Origin of the sequence: Rhizomonospora bruguierae (assembly GCF_018397995.1) — a bacterium.
In the GTDB taxonomy this organism is placed as follows: domain Bacteria; phylum Actinomycetota; class Actinomycetes; order Mycobacteriales; family Micromonosporaceae; genus Rhizomonospora; species Rhizomonospora bruguierae.
The window spans coordinates 80685-98836 of the sequence record NZ_BBQH01000078.1; the positions used below are offsets into that span (position 1 = coordinate 80685).

The 18152-nt window shown below is 72.6% G+C and carries 14 protein-coding genes; 12 read left to right on the forward strand and 2 right to left on the reverse strand.

Features of this window, described 5'->3' with window-relative positions; all coding sequences use genetic code 11:
• Nucleotides 1-2: 2 nt before the first annotated feature.
• Nucleotides 3-1943: a serine/threonine-protein kinase gene (locus KJS59_RS25575; protein WP_213455528.1), complete on the reverse strand. Its 1941-nt coding sequence runs from the start codon at nt 1941-1943 to the stop codon at nt 3-5.
• Between the two features lie 217 nt (nt 1944-2160).
• On the opposite strand from KJS59_RS25575, the gene KJS59_RS25580 reads away from it, so the two are divergent.
• The 12 genes from KJS59_RS25580 (at nt 2161) to KJS59_RS25635 (ending at nt 17718) form a co-directional block, all read left to right on the forward strand.
• Complete coding sequence (locus tag KJS59_RS25580; RefSeq protein WP_213455530.1) at nt 2161-2367, forward strand: heavy-metal-associated domain-containing protein; 207 nt, start codon at nt 2161-2163, stop codon at nt 2365-2367.
• A 14-nt stretch (nt 2368-2381) separates the two neighbouring features.
• A complete protein-coding gene (locus KJS59_RS25585; RefSeq protein WP_213455532.1) occupies nt 2382-4643 on the forward strand; it encodes a heavy metal translocating P-type ATPase in 2262 nt (753 codons plus the stop codon).
• Nucleotides 4644-4738: 95 nt separating this feature from the next.
• Nucleotides 4739-5038 carry a metal-sensitive transcriptional regulator gene (locus KJS59_RS25590; RefSeq protein WP_213455534.1) on the forward strand — a complete coding sequence of 100 codons (300 nt, stop codon included), beginning with the start codon at nt 4739-4741 and terminating at the stop codon, nt 5036-5038.
• Nucleotides 5039-5179: 141 nt separating this feature from the next.
• Nucleotides 5180-6163, forward strand: a complete 984-nt coding sequence (locus KJS59_RS25595) for a C40 family peptidase (protein ID WP_249714878.1) — start codon at nt 5180-5182, stop codon at nt 6161-6163.
• 482 nt (nt 6164-6645) lie between these two features.
• A complete protein-coding gene (locus KJS59_RS25600) occupies nt 6646-9237 on the forward strand; it encodes a hypothetical protein (protein WP_213455537.1) in 2592 nt (863 codons plus the stop codon).
• A complete protein-coding gene (locus tag KJS59_RS25605) occupies nt 9234-9842 on the forward strand; it encodes a hypothetical protein (protein ID WP_213455539.1) in 609 nt (202 codons plus the stop codon). The genes KJS59_RS25600 and KJS59_RS25605 overlap by 4 nt, the downstream gene beginning before the upstream one ends.
• Nucleotides 9839-10819, forward strand: coding sequence for a hypothetical protein (locus KJS59_RS25610; RefSeq protein WP_213455541.1), 981 nt, complete (start codon nt 9839-9841; stop codon nt 10817-10819). Before KJS59_RS25605 ends, KJS59_RS25610 begins: the two co-directional genes overlap by 4 nt.
• Nucleotides 10777-12000: an energy-coupling factor transporter transmembrane component T gene (locus KJS59_RS25615; RefSeq protein WP_213455543.1), complete on the forward strand. Its 1224-nt coding sequence runs from the start codon at nt 10777-10779 to the stop codon at nt 11998-12000. The genes KJS59_RS25610 and KJS59_RS25615 overlap by 43 nt, the downstream gene beginning before the upstream one ends.
• Nucleotides 11997-13604 carry an ABC transporter ATP-binding protein gene (locus KJS59_RS25620; protein WP_213455545.1) on the forward strand — a complete coding sequence of 536 codons (1608 nt, stop codon included), beginning with the start codon at nt 11997-11999 and terminating at the stop codon, nt 13602-13604. The genes KJS59_RS25615 and KJS59_RS25620 overlap by 4 nt, the downstream gene beginning before the upstream one ends.
• Nucleotides 13604-14455 (forward strand): ECF transporter S component, encoded by an 852-nt coding sequence (locus tag KJS59_RS25625; protein WP_213455547.1) that lies wholly within the window; start codon nt 13604-13606, stop codon nt 14453-14455. The genes KJS59_RS25620 and KJS59_RS25625 overlap by 1 nt, the downstream gene beginning before the upstream one ends.
• Nucleotides 14456-14601: 146 nt before the next feature.
• Nucleotides 14602-16368 carry an ABC transporter permease gene (locus tag KJS59_RS25630; protein WP_213455549.1) on the forward strand — a complete coding sequence of 589 codons (1767 nt, stop codon included), beginning with the start codon at nt 14602-14604 and terminating at the stop codon, nt 16366-16368.
• Between the two features lie 18 nt (nt 16369-16386).
• Nucleotides 16387-17718, forward strand: coding sequence for an ABC transporter ATP-binding protein (locus KJS59_RS25635; RefSeq protein WP_213455551.1), 1332 nt, complete (start codon nt 16387-16389; stop codon nt 17716-17718).
• Here the strand turns inward: KJS59_RS25635 and KJS59_RS25640 are convergent.
• The gene (locus KJS59_RS25640; RefSeq protein ID WP_213455553.1) at nt 17715-18137 is read right to left on the reverse strand and encodes an ArsR/SmtB family transcription factor; all 423 of its coding nucleotides are present in this window, start codon (nt 18135-18137) and stop codon (nt 17715-17717) included. The two genes, KJS59_RS25635 and KJS59_RS25640, sit on opposite strands and share 4 nt — an antisense overlap.
• Nucleotides 18138-18152: the final 15 nt, after the last annotated feature.

The window sequence follows — 18152 nt, forward strand, 5'->3', positions numbered from 1 at the left end:
GCTCACCACTTCACGGTCACGTCGCGGGAACCGCCGGGTACGCCGTTCTTGTAGGCGACGGCGCGCAGGAAGAAGCTGGTGCCGGGGTTGCAGTCCCCATAGGCGACGCCGCTGCCGTTCGCCGCTCCCGAGAGGCCGACGAGGGAACCGGCCGGGTCACCGTTGTAGAGGACGCGTACCTCGTCGGCGCCACGGCTGGACCATCGCAGTTCGATGTTCGGTGCGCTGCCGTCGCAGGTGAGTTTCTTGACCGTGAAGCTCGTGACCCGGGTCGAGTCCGGCCATCGTCCCTTGTAGTCCTTGTACGGTCCGGGGGTCGACCGCATCTGCGGTACGGCGCGGAACAGGAAGGTGCCGTTGGGCGTGCAGGGGAAGGAGAAGGTCGCCTCGCCGGACGCGCCGTCGAACCCGCCCAGCGGCGCGCTCGAGGTCGGCGCGTACAGCTGCACGTTGTCGGCGCGGACGGCCTTCCACGAGACGTCGAACTGCCCCTCCCACGGACCGCCCGGGGAGTTGGTCACGCACGTGATGTTCTTGACGACGATGCTCGTCATGGCGGGGCCGGTCGGCTTGGGCGCCGGCGAGTCCGGGGCCGGGCCCGCGCCGGTCGGCGCCGTGGACGAGGCGCCGGGCGTGGGTTCGGCGCCGGCGCCGGGGGCGTCGCTGGGTTCGGGTCCGGTGCCGTCGGTGGACGTCACCTGCGGCACGGCCGTGTTGTCGCGCCCGCCGACGAGGGTCACCGCCGCGTACCCGCCGGCGCCGAGGAGCGCCACGAGCCCGACGACGATGGCCGCGACCAGCAGGCCCCGACGCTTCTTGGGCGGGGGAGCCGGGGGAGCCGGCGCGGGTGGTGGCGCCGGCGGCGCCGGGGGCGGGCTCCCGAGGCGGGTCGCCGCTCCCGCCGCGGGAGCGGCGGCGAAGGTCATCCCGGGTGCCGGAGGAAGGACCGTCGCACCGGAACCCGCCGCGGCCGGCTGCTGCCTCGTACCCGGGCCCTGGGGTGCGCCCGCCTGCCCCGTCGCGCCCGGGGCCGGCGGCGGGATGGTCGCCTGCGGGGCGGTTGGTGGCGGTGATGCGACCTGCGATGTGGTCGCCACCATCACCGGCACGTTGTCCACCCGCAGACCCAACTCCGCTTGTACGCCACGCAGCGCCTCCCCGAATTCGGCGGCGGTCGCGAACCGGGCGGCGACGTCCTTGGCCATCGCCCGGCGCAGTACGCCCAGCAGCGACTCGGGCAGGTCGTCCCGGGGCGGTGGCGCCTCGGAGTTGAGCACCTTGTCAACGAAGACGGCCAGCCCCGCCGAGCCCGACATGGCGAACGGTGGATGCCCCGCCAGCAGTTGGTACAGCGTGGAGCCGAGATTGTAGACATCGGAGGGCACGCCCGCCGGCTCGCCCCGCAACACCTCCGGCGGGGCGTGATTCGGCGTGTACGCCTGGGTGTTGCGGGTCAGCGACCGGTGGTCGGTGATGGTCGCGATGCCGAAGTCGGCGAGTGCCGGCTCACCGATCGCGGTGATCAGGACGTTCTCCGGTTTGACGTCGCGGTGGATGATGTCGACCCGGTGCGCGGTCTCCAGCGCGCCGGCGATCGTCACCCCGACGTGCAGCACATCGGCGAGCGGGAGCGGGCCCTCGCGCGCGACGCGGTCCGCCAGCGACCCCTGCGGGCACAGCGCCATGGTCAGGAACGGTCGCCCGTCGGCCAGGAAGCCCGAGTCCAGGATTGTCACGATGTTCGGGTGACCGGTCAACCGGCCGGTGGCGGCCCGCTCGCGCTGGAGTCTCCGGCGCAGCCCGTCGTCGTTGATGCCGATGTCGAGCACCTTGACGGCGACCCGGCGGTCATAGTCGACCTGCCGGGCGGAGTAGACGGCGGAGAAGCCACCACGGCCGAGGAGCCGGAAGTCGTCGTAGCCGGGGATGCTGACATCACTCACCGATGCACCTACTCGCCTACACCTTCATCGCGGACCATGTCGGATCATGGTGGCGACGGACGCCGGCAACTTTCAAGGTCCGGTCGGGCATACGTCACGGTTCGAAGAGACCTCGGTCACCGCGACCCGACTTGATACCCCCAGGGGGTAGGGGTGTACCGTCGGTGGTGGAAGGCGCCGGGCGTCCGGCCCGGCCGCGCCGATGATGGAGGCCCCGATGGCGACCAAGACCTACACCGTGACCGGCATGACCTGCGCACACTGCGTCAACTCGGTCAGCTCGGAGATCCGCGGGATCCCCGGGGTCACCGAGGTCCGGGTCGACCTGAGCAGCGGCGCGGTCACCGTGACCAGTGATGCGCCGGTCGACGACGCCGCGGTCATCGCCGCGGTGGACGAGGCTGGCTACCAGGTACGCGACTGAGACAGGAGCGAGTCATGGCCACCGACGCCAGGCCGTTGCCGACGGCGCCCAACCGGATCGAGCTGTCGATCGGCGGGATGACCTGCGCCTCCTGCGCCGCCCGGATCGAGAAGAAGCTGAACCGGATGGACGGGGTGACCGCGACGGTCAACTACGCCACCGAGAAGGCCAGCGTCAGCTACGCCACCGACGTGACACCGCAGGATCTGATCGCGATCGTCGAGAAGACCGGTTACACGGCGGCGCTGCCCCCACCGCCGGCGCGGGAGAGCGCTTCCGAGCCGGCGCAACCGGTCGACGAGGTGCGCGGCCTGCGCACCCGGCTGTGGGTGTCCATCGCCCTGACGCTGCCGGTCATCGTGCTGGCGATGGTGCCGCCGTGGCAGTTCACGTACTGGCAGTGGCTGTCGCTGACGCTGGCCGCCCCGGTCGTCGTCTACGGCGGGCTGCCGTTCCACCGGGCGGCCTGGATCAACCTGCGGCACGGCGCCGCGACGATGGACACGCTGGTCTCGATCGGCACCCTCGCGGCGTTCGGCTGGTCCGGGTGGGCGCTGTTCTTCGGCACCGCCGGCATGCCCGGCATGACCCACCCGTTCACCCTGTCCATCGGCCGCACCGACGGCGCCGGTGCCATCTACCTCGAGGCGGCGGCCGGCGTCACCGCGTTCATCCTCGCCGGGCGTTACTTCGAGGCCCGCTCGAAGCGCCGCGCCGGTGCCGCCCTGCGCGCGTTGCTGGAGTTGGGCGCCAAGGACGTGACCGTCCTGCGCGACGGCGCCGAACACCGGATCCCGATCGTCGACCTGGTGGTGGGCGACCGCTTCGTCGTCCGCCCCGGGGAGAAGATCGCCACCGACGGGGTGGTGGAGGACGGCGTGTCGGCGGTCGACGCCAGCCTGCTGACCGGGGAGTCCGTGCCCGTCGAGGTGCGCACCGGGGACGGCGTCACCGGCGCCACCGTCAACGCCGGCGGCCGGCTGGTGGTCCGGGCCACCCGGGTCGGCGCCGACACGCAGTTGGCGCAGATGGCGAAGCTGGTCGAGCAGGCCCAGACCGGCAAGGCGCCGGTGCAGCGGCTGGCCGACCGGATCTCCAGCGTGTTCGTGCCGATCGTCATCGCCCTCGCGGTCGCCACCCTGGGATGGTGGGTCGGCTCGGGCGCCGGCTGGACGGCGGCGTTCACCGCCGCCGTGGCGGTCCTGATCATCGCCTGTCCGTGCGCGCTGGGTCTGGCCACGCCCACCGCGCTGCTGGTCGGCACCGGCCGCGGCGCCCAGCTCGGCATCCTCATCAAGGGGCCCGAGGTACTCGAGTCGACCCGCGCTGTCGACACGGTGGTGCTGGACAAGACCGGCACCGTCACCACGGGCCGGATGAGCATCGTCGACCTGGTACCCGCGGCGGGTCAGGAGCGCGACGAGGTGCTGCGCCTGGCCGGCGCCGTCGAGGCGGGGTCGGAGCACCCGATCGCGCAGGCGGTCGCCCGGGCCGCCGGCGACCGGTTCGGTGGGCTGCCGCCGGTGTCCGGGTTCGCCAGCACGGAGGGGTTCGGCGTGCGCGGCACCATCGAGGGGCACGACGTGTACGTGGGCCGTCCCGCCCTGCTCCGGCAGGCCGGCTTCGACACCCCGGCCGGCGTGCCGGCGGCGATCGAGGCCGCCGAGGCCGCCGGCCGCACCGCGATCGTCGCCGGCTGGGACGGGAGCGTGCGCGGCGTCCTGGCCGTCGCGGACGTCGTCAAGCCCACCAGCCGCGACGCCGTCACCGCGCTGCGCGGCCTGGGGCTGACCCCGGTCCTGCTCACCGGCGACAACGCGACCGTGGCCCGCGCCGTGGCCGACGAGGTCGGCATCGACGAGGTGATCGCCGGCGTGCTGCCCGCCGAGAAGGTGGCCGAGGTCGAGCGGTTGCAGGCCCGGGGCAGGACCGTCGCGATGGTCGGCGACGGGGTCAACGACGCCGCCGCCCTCGCCCGGGCGGACCTCGGCCTGGCCATGGGCACCGGCACCGACGTGGCGATCGAGGCCGCCGACCTCACCCTGGTCCGCGGCGACCTGATGGCCGCCGTCGACGCGATCAGGCTGTCCCGGCGCACCCTGCGCACCATCAAGGGCAACCTGTTCTGGGCGTTCGCCTACAACGTCGCCGCGCTGCCGCTGGCCGCCGCCGGCCTGCTCAACCCGATGATCGCCGGGGCGGCGATGGCGTTCTCCTCGGTGTTCGTCGTGGCCAACAGCCTCCGGTTGCGCTCGTTCACCACCGTGCGGTCCTGAACCGGCTTTCCCCGCCGTCCGCATCATGCGGGCGGCGGGGATCTACCGGCGTCACGCCCAAGTCGATACCCCCCAGGGGTTGTTATGCTGGGGTCATGACCACGCCCGTGACGCCCACCCGCGGCTACACCTCCACCAAGGACCAGCTACAGGCCCGGCTGCGGCGCATCGAGGGCCAGGTCCGCGGCATCGAGCGCATGGTGGAGGAGGATCGGTACTGCATCGACGTCCTCACCCAGATCTCGGCCGTCCAGGCGGCCCTGGACAAGGTGGCGCTGGGATTGCTGGACGGCCACGCCCGCCACTGCATGCGTGAGGGCGCCGCCGACGGCCGCGCCGACGAGATGGCCACCGAGATGATGGCGGCCGTGGGTCGCCTGATGAAGCGGGGCTGATCCGCCGAACATCCATCCATGCCTCTTGCGCCCCGTGATCAAGCTGCCTAATGTCGGCTGCTGTTCCCGATGTGCGTTCCGAGGCAGGTGCGCCGTGCGGCGCGCTGGCGTGTGCGCGCACGGCAGAGGAAGGATCTCCCGGTGAAGCAGCCTGGCGTCCGGTCACGGACGTTGCGCGGTCTGGTCGTTTTCGCGTCGGTCATCGCACTGGTGGTGGCGCCCGCGTCGACCGCGGCGGCGGTGCCGAGCCCCGCGGAGATCGAAAAGCAGATCGACAAGGCCTGGGAGAAGCTCGAACCGGTCATCGAGCAGTACAACAAGGTGCACAGCCAGCTGCTGGCCAACCGGAAGAAGTCCGCCGGCCTGCAGGCGAAGATGGCGCCCCTCCAGCTTCAGGTGGATCTGGTCATGGGGCAGGTGGGCGGCATCGCGGCGCAGCAGTACCGCCTCGGCCCGGCGTCCACCCTCAACGCCGTGCTGGTCAACGGGTCCCCGCAGACGCTGGGTGACCAACTGGCCGTGCTGAACTACCTGGCCCGGTCCAACACCAGGAAGATCTCCGGCGCGGTGCGGCTGCGCGACAAGTACGCCCAGGAGCAAGCCAAGATCGACGCACTGGTGGCCCAACAGGCCCGGCTCGATGCCGACCTGGCGGCGAAGAAGAAGACGATCCAGGCCGAGGTGGACCGGTTGCAGAAGCTGCGGATCGAGGCGTACGGCAGCAGCACCTCCGGCGGATCGCTGCGGATCGGCCCGTGCCCCGCGGTCTACCCCGGCGGCGCGGCCGGCACGGCGGTGAAGGTGGCGTGCGCGCAGATCGGCAAGCCGTACGTCTGGGGTGCGGTCGGGCCGGGTTCGTTCGACTGCTCCGGCCTGACCCAGTATGCGTGGAAAGCGGCCGGGGTCTCGCTGACCCACTACACCGGTGCCCAGTGGAACGAGGGCGCCCCGGTCAGCCGGGCGAACCTGCGCGCCGGGGACCTGGTCTTCTTCTACTCCGATGTGCACCACGTCGGCATGTACGTCGGCAACAACCTCATCGTGCACGCGTCCCGGGCCGGCGTACCGGTGAAGATGGCCAAGCTGGACAGCATGCCGTACGTGGGGGCGCGTCGGCCGGGCTGACGTGCCGGGCTGTTCCCGCAGGTCCCTCCACGATGGACATGGTCGGTGCAACGGACCGTAACTGCCGGGTCGCAGATTGACATTCGCGGTCCCGCCGGATCAAACTGTCGCCACAACTGAACATCGCGTGCGCGCCCGCCCGCCCCGGCGGGCACACCGGGTTTCTGCCGACCGCCGGGCCGGAAAGGCACTTCGATGGCACACTAGCGCCGGCCACGGCGCGCACTGAACGCCCCCACTCCGGTGTCGGCCTCAGCGGCCGTCCATAGAGAACAACTGCATACCCCAATGCCGTCCGCGATGGAGAAGCCGGTCAAAGTCCGGCACTGTCGCGCAACCGTAGGTCACCCAGTGACGAGTCGGGTCTACCGCGCGGGCGTGCGAGTCAGATCGCTGTCGCGACAACAGTGGTGACCTCCCGCCTGCCAGCCGAGCTCATCCCCCTGTTCGCGCCGAACGAAGGATGAGAGGTGGAGCTGCCGGTGGGCAGACGCTTACCCACGGTCGCCGCGTCGCTCGGTTGTGCCGCGGCCATGGGCCTGGCCCTCGCCGGCGCCCCGGCCGGTGTGGCCGAGGCGGCCGCCGACCGGGCGGCTGCCCGGTCGAACTCCCAATGGCTCGCGGGTCAGCTCGCCGACGACGGGACCCTCGAGAATCCGATGGGTGGCGTGCTGCCCGACCACGGGTTGATGATCGACGTGCTGCTCGCCATGTACGCCTCCGGCGATGGCCGGCTGGCCGACCCGATCGTGGGCTACCTCGACGACGGCGGCCACGCCAGCGACTACTTCACCTGGGACGGGTTGGTCCCCGACGCCGGCTTCGACGCCATCATCGTCGGCGGCGCCGCCGCGAAGGTTCTGGTCGCCGCCGAGGTCGCGGGCCGCGATCCGCGCGCGTTCGACGGCTACGACATGGTCGCCGAGACCCGGGCCGCGATCATGCGATCGGGGCCCGACAAGGGACGCGTCAGCAACTATTCCAAGAACCCCGAGTACGCGGACTGGGTCAGCAACGACGCCAACGTGTTCGGGCAGTCGCTCGCCCTGATCGGGCTGGCCGGCGTGGGCGAGGTGGACCAGCTCGCGGTCGACACCCTGGTGACCCAGCAGTGCGGCGAGGGGTACTTCCGGATCTTCTTCGCGTACGTCCCCACCGACGAGGTGGGCGACCACGTGACGCCCAACGGCTACAAGGTCTCGACGTGCGAGGAGGGTAAGGAGTTCGGCGCCTCCGCGCCGGACGGCGACGCGACGGGCATGGCACTGTCCGCGATGCTGGCCGCCCGCGCGGCGGGCGCGGCGGGGCTGGACGAGCCGATCGACCGGACGGTCGCGTGGCTGAAGGCCAACCAGGACGCCGGCGGCGGCTGGGGTGGTGGCGTCCGGACCGAGGCGCCCAACACCAACAGCACCGGGCTCATCGTGCAGGCGCTCGCCGAGCACGGCGGTGCCGAAGCCGCCGTGGCGAAGGGGGTCGAGTACCTGCGCGGCGCCCAGGTGACCGAGGCCGACGCCGGCACCGCCCTCGGGACCGCCCTCGGCGCCATCGCTTACAACCTCGCCGATCGCGACGCCGCCCGCACGACCGGAATCGTCGGGATCGACACGTGGATCCGGGCCAGCGCCCAGGCCTCGCTCGGGCTCTCGCAGGTCGGCTTCCACGCGCTGACCCTGGGCGAGATCCCGGTCGATCCCCCGCCCACACCCACGCCCACCCGCACCGCGACGCCCACGCCAACCCCCACCCGGACCCCGACCGCCGCACGGACGATCACCAAGACGGTGACCAAGACCGTCACCGTCACCCCGTCGCCGACGGCCACCCGGCCGCTGCCGCCTCCGCTGCCTCCTCGCACCAGCACCAGCCCGGCCGTCCCGCAAACCGGCCCCCCGCCGCAGGCCGGTACCGTCTCGGCCGCCGGCCGGTTGGGCGGCTACCTGGCCAGCCAGTTGGTCGGTGGCGACCACGTCGAGATCACCCGCAACGGCGAGACGTTCGTCGACTACGACGCGACCGCCGACCTGGTACTCGCCCTGCGGGCGCTGGGCGAGCAGCCCGCCGCGATCGGCCGCGTCACCCGGTTCCTGCTGGCGCCCGACGCCATCCAGGCGTACGCCCACGGCGCTCCGTACGAGAAGGTCCCGGCCGCGTACGCCGAGCCGCTGGCCAAGCTCCAGATCATCGCCCGGTTCGCGCAGGCCGACGGGGACGGGCCCGCCGACATCCGGCAGACGATCGGCCGGCTGGCGGCCGACCTGGCCGGGCTGGGGGCCGACGACGGCCGGTTCGTCGACACCGGCGCCTTCGCCGACAGTTCGCAGTCGGTGCGCGGGCACGCCTGGGCCATCCTGGCGACCCTCGCCGACCCCGATTCCGGCGGTGCCACCGCGGCGCTCGACCTGCTCATCGCGCACCAGTGCGCCGACGGCACGTTCCCGGTGGCGCTGGCATCCGCCAGGTGCGCCACCGGCGATCTCGCCGCCACCGCGGCCGCGGTCCAGGCGCTCAACGGCCGATCCTCGTCCCAGCCCGTTCCCACGCCGGAGCCGGGTGAGGGCGGCGGCGTGCCCGGCGGGTGGTCGAAGGAGCGCGTCCGTTCCCTCGAACGGGCCGCCGCCGCGCTGGCCGCCCGCAGCGGTGGTGGGATCGTCCGCGGGCCGGCCGGCGGCCCCGACCCGCTGCTCAGCGCGATCGCCGCGGGCGGTCGCCAGGCCGCCGGTCTGGACGCGAGCGACACCGCACGGTTGTTGAGCGCGACGCTGCGCCCCGACGGTGGCGTGGCCGGGTCGGGCGGCGTGGTCAGCGACCCCTCGACCAGCATCGCCGTCGCGCCGGGGGTCGCGGGCCGGACGTGGGCCGCCGCGGCCAACTCACCCGTTGTCATGGCCGTGCGACTTCCGCTGACCGGGGCCGGTCCGCCGGCCGTTCCCGTGGCGGTCAGCGCCGCGGACGTGTCGATCTGGTTCGTCCTCGGCCTGGTCGCGGCCGGCTTCCTGCTCGCCGTCGCGCTGCTGCTCGGTCGGCGTTACCTGGTCCACCGCAACCCCACTGCGAAGGCGGTCGCCCCATGAAGAAGATCCTGGCTCTGCTCGGCGGGTCCGTCCTGTTGGCCGGTCTCGTCCTGGCTCCCGCGACCGCGGCGAGCGCCATCGACACCACGAAGGGGTACCCGGGCATCTGCACCGGATCGGACGCCCTGACCGGCGTGACGGTCGTCATCGACTTCCAGGAACTCGACGGCAACGGCGGCGTCGCCGCCCCGACCATCACCCGGTGCTCGCCCAACGCCACCCCGGGGGCGCAGCGCACCGGCATCCAGGCGTTGCAGGACGCGGGCGTGTCGGTCACCGGTGCGGCGCAGTGGGGTCTGGCCTTCGTCTGCCGGCTGGAGGGCCGCCCCTCGGCCACCGAGAGCATCCCGCGGACCAGCAACCCGACCTACAAGGAGGCATGCGTGGTGACCCCGCCGGCCGAGGCCTACTGGTCCTACTGGCACGCGACCGGAGCGGGCACCACCTGGACGTACAGCAGCTACGGCGCCCTCAACCGGAACGTCGTCCCGGGCGGCTTCGAGGGCTGGTCGTTCTCGCTGAACCGGACCGCGTCGACCAACCCGGTGCCCCGGGTCACGCCGAGGAACCCCGCGGTCAGCCCCGGCGCCCTGGCGGTCCAGTGAGCCGAGGCGCCACGGCCAAGGTGCTGGCCACAGCGGCCGCCATCGCGGTGGCGGCGGTCGTGGCGCCGGCGCCACCGGCCGCGTACGCCATCGACCAGGGCAAGGGCCGGCCGGGCTTCTGCCCATCCGCGACCGGGGTCACCGTCGTGGTCGACTTCCAGCAACTCGGTGGTACGACGATCGTGCGGTGCTACCCGAGCGGTACCCGGGGCACCGGGCTGGACGCGCTCAAGGGCGCGGGCTTCCAGATCGCCGGGGTGCAGCGGTGGGGCGAGGCGTTCATCTGCCGCATCGAGAACCGCCCGGCAGCGGTCGAGGAGATCCCGATCAAGGGGAACGAGGGTTACCGGGAGAGGTGCGTCGACACGCCCCCCGCGGCCGGCTACTGGTCGTACTGGCATGCGGCGAACAACTGCCCGTGGGTCTACAGCCAATGGGGGGTGAAGAACCGGGACTTCATCCCCGGTGGCTTCGAGGGCTGGTCGTTCTCCCTGAACGCGACCGCCGAGACCAACCCGAGGCCACGCATCGCCCCGGTGCGGCCCGGCACCGGCGGCCAGCCGTGTTTCGTCCGGGTGGAACCGGAGCCCACGAGCAACGACCCGAACGAGAAACAGCCGGCTCAGGGCGGGGCGGGGCCCGGTGGGCCGGGCGGTCCGGCCACGGGCGGCGGTCCGGCCACGGGCGGCGGCCCGGCGGGGGGTGCCCGCCCGGGCGGCGGGTCACCGACGCCCGAGGCCAGCGAGAGTTCCCTGCCGCCGCCGTTGCCGCGGCCCACCGCCAGCGTGATCGCGCTCGATGCCGCCGACAACGTCGAGTACACCGGCGGTGAGCAGGCCGAGGACGTCAACGACGTGATCCGGAGGCAGTCCGGTGCCAGCGGCTACGCCCCGTGGGCGGCCGGGATCGCGGTCGCGCTGCTCCTGGCGGCGACGTGGCTGACGGCGCGGCGCCGCGCGCGGGCCCGGAAGGCGTGAGGCCGGCCGGTTGGGTCGTCCGGTACTTCCTGCCGCGCGACCTGCATCCCGCCGCCTGGTGGGTCTGGGCGCTGGGCCTGGCCGCCGCGGCCAGCCGGACCACCAATCCGTGGCTGCTGGCCACCGTCCTGGCGGTCGCCTGCTGCACCGTCGTGGCCCGCCGGTGCGACGCGCCGTGGGCGATGGCGTTTCGCATGTACCTCTACCTCGGCGCACTGATCGTCGTGCTCCGGGTGTTTTTCCGCTTCGTGTTCGGCGGTGCCGAGGGCTCGACGATCATCCTCCGGCTGCCCGAGATCCCGCTGCCCGCCTGGGCGGCCGGCATCCGGCTGCTCGGCGACGTGTCGGCCGAGTCGGTGCTCGGCGGGCTCTACGACGGCCTGCGGCTGGCCACGATGGTGGTCTGTCTCGGCGCGGCGAACGCCCTGGCCAACCCGAAGCGGCTGCTCAAGGCGATGCCGGCGGCGCTCTACGAACTGGGTACGGCCGTCACGGTGGCCCTGTCGGTGTTCCCCCAGCTGGCCGAGAGCGTGCTGCGTGTCCGGCAGGCCCGGAAACTGCGCGGCGGTGGCGGCCGCGGCTTCCCCGCGCTGCGGGCGATCGTCATCCCGGTGCTCGCCGACGCCCTCGACCGCTCGCTGCTGCTGGCCGCCTCGATGGACTCGCGCGGCTACGGCCGGGCGGGCACCGCCTCCGCCCGGGCGCGGCTGGTCACCGGCTCGTTCATGATCGTCGGTCTGATCGGTGTGTGTGTCGGCATCTACGCGACCCTCGACGGCACGACGCCCCGGTTCCTGGCCGGGCCGGTCCTGGTGGCCGGCCTGGCGGTCGCCCTGCTCGGATTCCGCAGCGCCGGGCGTCGGGTCCACCGCACCCGGTACCGGCCGACCCGCTGGCAGGTGGCCGAGGTCGTGGTCGCCGCGAGCGGCCTCGGCGCCGCGCTCGTGCTGTTCGCGACGTCCAGCGTCGACCCCACCAACCTCAACCCGTCACTGATCAATCTCTCCTGGCCGTTGCTCTCCTGGACGCCGTTGTGCGGGGTGCTGCTCGGGGTCATTCCGGCGTTTCTCGCCCCGCCACCGGCGACCGCGCCGGGCGACGAGGCCGCGGATCCACCGGGCGGCCGCGCGGAGGGACCGATCGCCGACCCGCGCGACCACGCCGAGAAGGTACTTCGATGATCCACATCGACCGCGTCAGCTTCCACTACCGCGGCACCCCGAGACCCGTGCTGGCCGACGTCAGCCTCACGATCGACGAGGGCGAACTCGTGGTGGTCGCCGGCCGTACCGGGGTGGGCAAGTCCACGCTGCTCGGCACCGTCAACGGGCTCGTGCCGCACTTCACCGGCGGGCACCTCGACGGCGTGGTCACCGTCGACGGCGTGAGCACCCGGACGCGACCGCCGCGCGAGTTCGCCCACCTCGTCGGCGTGGTCGGCCAGGACCCGCTCGCCGGCTTCGTGACCGACACCGTCGAGGAGGAACTGGCGTACGGGATGGAGCAGTTGGGCGTGGCGCCGCAGGTGATGCGCCGCCGCGTGGAGGAGACCCTCGACCTGCTGGGCATCGCGGACCTGCGCCGTCGCGCCCTACGCACGCTCTCGGGTGGCCAGCAGCAGCGGGTGGCGGTCGGCTCGGTCCTGACGATGCACCCGAAGGTTCTCGTCCTGGACGAGCCGACCTCGGCGCTCGACCCCGTCGCCGCCGAGGACGTGCTGGCCACGCTGGCCCGGCTCGTCCACGATCTGGGCACCACGGTGCTGATGGCCGAGCATCGCCTGGAGCGGGTGGTTCCCTTCGCCGACCGCATGATCTACGTGCCGGGTGACGGTTCCGTGGCGATCGGCCCGCCGGCCGAGATCCTCGCGCGGTCGCCGGTCGCGCCACCGATCGTCGAACTGGGCCGGCTCGCCGGATGGGACCCGCTGCCGCTGACGGTCCGCGACGGCCGGCGGCGCGCCGCGGACGTACGCGCCCGGCTCGGGGCCGGGCCCCGGCCGGCGCGCACTCCCACGGCCCCCGGCTCGCCGCTGCTGACCGGCACGAACATCGTGGTCCGGTACGGCGCGACGGTCGCGGTGCGCGGCGTCTGCCTGACCCTGCGGGCCGGTCAGGTCGTCGCCGTCATGGGCCGCAACGGCTCCGGCAAGTCCTCCCTGCTCTGGGCGTTGCAGGGTGCGGGCCCCCGGCAGGGCGGAACGGTGCGGGTCGGGGACGCCGATCCCCGTGACCTGCCCGCCCGGCGCGCCCGCAAGCTGGTCGGGATGGTGCCCCAGACCGCCGGCGACCTGCTCTACCTGGAGACGGTGGCCGAGGAGTGCGAGGCCGCCGACCGGGAGTCCGATGCCAGCCCCGGGTCCTGCCGAGCCCTGCTCGACCGGCTCGCCCCGGACATCGACCCGGACCGGCATCCGCGGGATCTCTCCGAGGGGCAGCGCCTGGCGCTGGTCCTCGCCGTCCAACTGACCGCGGTCCCGCGGGTGATGCTGCTCGACGAGCCCACCCGCGGCCTGGACTACCGCGCGAAGTCGGCGCTGGGAAAGGTCATCGCCGACCTCGCCGCGGCGGGGCGGGCGGTCGTGGTGGCGACGCACGACGTGGAGTTCGTGGCCAGCGTCGCGGACCGGGTCATCGTGATGGCCGAGGGTGAGGTGGTGTCGGACGGGTCCACCGGGGAGGTGCTGGGCGCCTCGCCGGCCTTCGCCACCCAGGTCGCGAAGATCCTCGGCGAGGACTGGCTGACGGTCGCCGAGGTCGAGGCCGCGTTCCGGCGGGAGAGGTGATGACGAATCTCGCGGCGGGCCCCGACCACGCCGTACGGGTGGGGCCGCGGTCGGCGGCCGTGCTGGCCCTGGCCTCGGCCGCCGGCCTGATGATGTTCGTCTGGCCGTTGCTGGTGCGGGTCGAGCCGCAGAGCATGCAACACGCCCCGGATGCGCCGTTCATCTTCATGGGGATCCTGCCGCTGCTGATCATCGTCGTGCTCGCCGCGTTGACCGAGGGCGGCATGGACGCGAAGGCGCTCGCGATGTTCGGGGTGCTCTCCGCGATCAACGCCGCGCTGCGGCCGCTGGGCGCCGGCACGGCGGGCATCGAGACCGTCTTCTTCATGCTCGTGCTCGCCGGGCGGGTCTTCGGCCCGGGCTTCGGCTTCGTCCTGGGCTGCACCTCGTTGTTCGCGTCCGCGTTGCTGACCGCCGGGGTGGGGCCCTGGCTGCCCTTCCAGATGCTGTGTTCGGCGTGGATCGGCATGGGGGCGGGCCTGCTGCCCCGGCGGGTGACCGGCAAGGCCGAGATCGCCATGCTCGTCGGGTACGGGATCGTCGTGGCCTACCTGTTCGGATTCCTGATGAACCTGTGGTTCTGGCCGTTCATCACCGGTGCGGAGGTCGACTACTACGACGGGAGCATCTCCTACGTGCCGGGCGCCCCGGTGCTGGAGAACCTGCACCGGTTCGTCATCTTCACCCTCCTGACGTCAACCGCCGGCTGGGACACCGGCCGCGCCATCACCAACACGGTGGCGATCCTCGTGGTGGGCCCGGCCGTGCTGGCGACCCTGCGACGGGCCTCGCGGAAGGCTTCGTTCGGTGTCTCGGGGACGTTCGCCACGCCGGACCGCCAGCCAAACTAGCGATATCGGTCGAGTCCGGGGCGGCCCCCGACGCGCGGTGCCGCGCAGCACCCACCCACGCTATTTGCGTGACGACGCAAGTATGTGGCATTGTCTGCGGTGGCCGCTTTTCTCACCCCGGGCTCGGGGGGATTTGGGGTGTGCGGATGCTGCCCGTGAGGGACGTACGCGCCCGGGTGCGGCGGTCGATGCTGCCGGCACGGCTGCCGTGGGTGCGGACCCAGGTCGGTTGGGCCGATCTGGTCGTGGCCGCCGCCGTACTGGTGGTGTTCTACGTGGTGATCCGGGCCGGTGCCGGGGCGGCGGTGTCGTTCACCCCGAACCGGCCGCTGCACATCGACACCGACCCGGCCCGGCTGCCGTACTACGCGGTGCGCAGCCTGCTGCGCATGTTCGCCGCCCTGGCTGCCTCGCTGCTGTTCACCCTGGTGTACGGGTACGCGGCGGCGCGGAGCCGCAGGCTGGAGAAGGTGCTGATCCCGGCGTTGGACATCCTGCAGTCGGTGCCGATCCTCGGCTTTCTGACCGTGGCCGTCTCGGCGCTGGTGGGGTTGTTCCCGCACTCGCTGCTCGGCCTGGAACTGGCCGCCGTGTTCGCGATCTTTACCTCGCAGGCGTGGAACATGACCTTCTCGTTCTACCACTCCCTGATCACCCTGCCCCGGGAGTTGGACGAGCTGTCCCGCAACCTGCGGCTGACCCGGTGGCTGCGGTTGTGGCGGATCGAGGTGCCGCACGCGGCGATCGGTCTGGTGTGGAACGGGATGATGAGCTTCGGCGGTGGCTGGTTCTTCCTGGTCGCCTCGGAGGCGATCACGGTGGCCAACCACGAGTACACCCTGCCGGGGGTGGGCGCCTACGCCGGGGCCGCCATCGCCGCCGGCGACCTGACCGGCATCGGCTACGCCATCGCCGCCATGACGGTGATGGTGGTCGGGGTGAACTTCGTGTTCTGGCGCCCGCTGACCGCGTGGGCGGAGAAGTTCAAGCAGGAACAGTCCGAGGCCGTCGACGTGCCCCGCTCGGCGGTGCTGAACCTGCTGCGCCGCTCCCACTGGCCCCAGCTCATCGCCCCCGCGAAGCGGGCGGTGGCCGAGGTGCTGGGCCGGGCGGGCCGGATCTTCGGCACCGACGACCGGCCGCTCGTGACCCGGCCCGGCCGGCGTCGCGCCGGGGACGTCGCCTTCACCGTCACGGTGGTGGGCCTGGTCGGCTGGGGTGTCGTCGAGGTGGTCCGCTACCTGCGGGGCAGCGGCGAAGGACTGGCGGTGTTCGCCGAGCCGCTGCTGCTGGGCCTGGTCACCCTGGCCCGGGTGGTGGTGCTGATGGTGGCGGCCACACTGGTGTGGGTGCCGGTCGGCGTGCGGATCGGCTCCAGCCCGCGGTTGGCGCGCATCGCCCAGCCGGTGGTGCAGGTGCTGGCCAGCTTCCCGGCGAACTTCCTGTTTCCCCTGGTCACCTGGGTGCTGGTCCGCACCGGCAGCAGCCTGGATGTCGGCGGCATCGTGCTGATGGCGCTGGGCGCCCAGTGGTACATCCTGTTCAACACCATCGCCGGTGCCCAGGCCATTCCGACCGATCTGCGCGAGGCCATGGCCGACCTCGGTGTGCGCGGCTGGCAACGCTGGCGCCGGCTGATCATTCCGGGGATCTTCCCGTACTACGTCACGGGTGGGATCACCGCCTCGGGCGGGGCGTGGAACGCCTCCATCGTGGCCGAGATCGTCACCTTCGGTGGCACCACCCTGACCGCGCACGGGCTGGGTGCCTACATCGCCGAGGCCACCACCGCCGGGGACCACCCGAAGACTCTGGCCGGCATCGCCGTCATGTCCCTGTACGTGGTGGGCCTGAACCGGCTGATCTGGCGCCGGTTGTACGCCGTTGCCGAAGCCCGCTACGCCCTCGCCTGAGAACCTGGAAGGAGTGACGTGACCGCCACCACGACCACCAGCGCCGGTGAGGTGCTGCTCGCCGCCGATGGACTGACCAAGTCCTACGCCGGCGCGGACGGTGAGCTGCCGGTGCTGGCCGGCGTCGACCTGGCCGTGCGGACCGGCGAGATCGTCGCTCTGCTCGGCCGGTCCGGATCGGGCAAGTCGACCCTGCTGCGCTGCCTGGCCGGGCTCATCCCGCCCACCACCGGCGAGGTCCGCTACAAGGGACGGCCGCTGGCCGGCTCGAATCCCGGCACCGCCATGGTGTTCCAAACCTTCGCCCTGCTGCCCTGGCTGACCGTGCAGCAGAACGTCGAACTCGGCCTGGAGGCCCGGGGCGTCGCGCCCCGGCGGCGCACGGAGGCCGCGTTGCAGGCCATCGACCTGGTCGGCCTGGACGGCTTCGAGTCCGCCTACCCGAAGGAACTGTCCGGCGGTATGCGGCAGCGGGTCGGGTTCGCCCGCGCCCTGGTCGTCGAACCCGACGTGCTGCTCATGGACGAACCCTTCTCCGCCCTCGACGTGCTCACCGCGGAGAACCTGCGCGGCGAACTGGTCGAGCTGTGGGAGTCCGGCCAGTTCCCCACCCGGGCGATCGTGCTGGTCACCCACTCCATTGAGGAGGCGGTGCTCCTGGCCGACCGCATCCTCGTGCTCGGCTCGCGCCCCGGCACCATCCGCGCCGAGTACCCGGTCGAGCTGCCCCGGCCACGGCAACGGGACAGCAAGGATTTCGGGGCCCTCGTCGACGCCGTGTACGCGATGATGACCGGCCGCGACCGCGACACCGCTCCCGCCGCCACACCGGCCCGCCGGACCCCGGGCAACACCCCGCTGCCACCGGCCAGTGTGGACGGCCTGTCCGGGCTGGCGGAGATCCTCGCCGAGCACCCCGGCCCGGTCGACCTGGGCGCCCTCGCCGACGAACTCGGCCTGGAGGTCAAGAATCTCCTGCCGCTGGTCGACGCGCTCGACCTGCTCGGCTACGCCACCGCCGACCGGCGCGGGGTCGCCCTCACCGACCCCGGAGTCGAGTTCGCCGCCGCCGACGTGCAAACCTCCAAGCACCTGTTCGCCGCGACCATGGACCGCATCCCCCTGGTGCACACCATCCTGACCAGCCTGCAACGCACCGACGACGGCACGCTGCGGGCCGGCTTCTTCCGCGACCTGCTCGCCCACGACTACACCGCCGAGCAGATCACCGGCCAACTCGACATCGCCACCGACTGGGGCCGCTACGCCGAGCTGTACTCCTACGACGCCATCGCGGAGGAGTACCGGCTCGACCCCGCCCAGCGCACCGCGGCCCGCGCGGTCGGCTAACCGTTGGCCAGGCGCGGCCGGACCGCGGCCGCCACGGGCCGCACCCGGGTCACCGCCTGGCCGGCGGCTTCGGGGCTGGCCTGCCCGGTGCCGGCCGGTTCGGGGGTGGTCATCTCCAGCCGGGTGGCGGTCAGCGCCACCTCGTCCAGCAGCCGCGCCACCTGCTCGGAGGCGAGCCGGTAGAAGATGCGGGTACCGTCGCGGCGGCTGGCCACCACCCCGGCCTCCCGCAGCCGGGCCAGGTGCTGCGACACCGCCGCCACCTGTGCACCCGCCAGCTCTGCCAACCGGGACACCGGCAGCTCCTCCCGGGTCAACGCCCACACCAGCCGCAGCCGGGTCGGATCGGCCAGCGCCTTCAACAACGCCACCGACGGCCCGAACCCGGATTCCGGGTCGTCCGATATTTGCGCCTGCACGCAAGGAAGCCTACG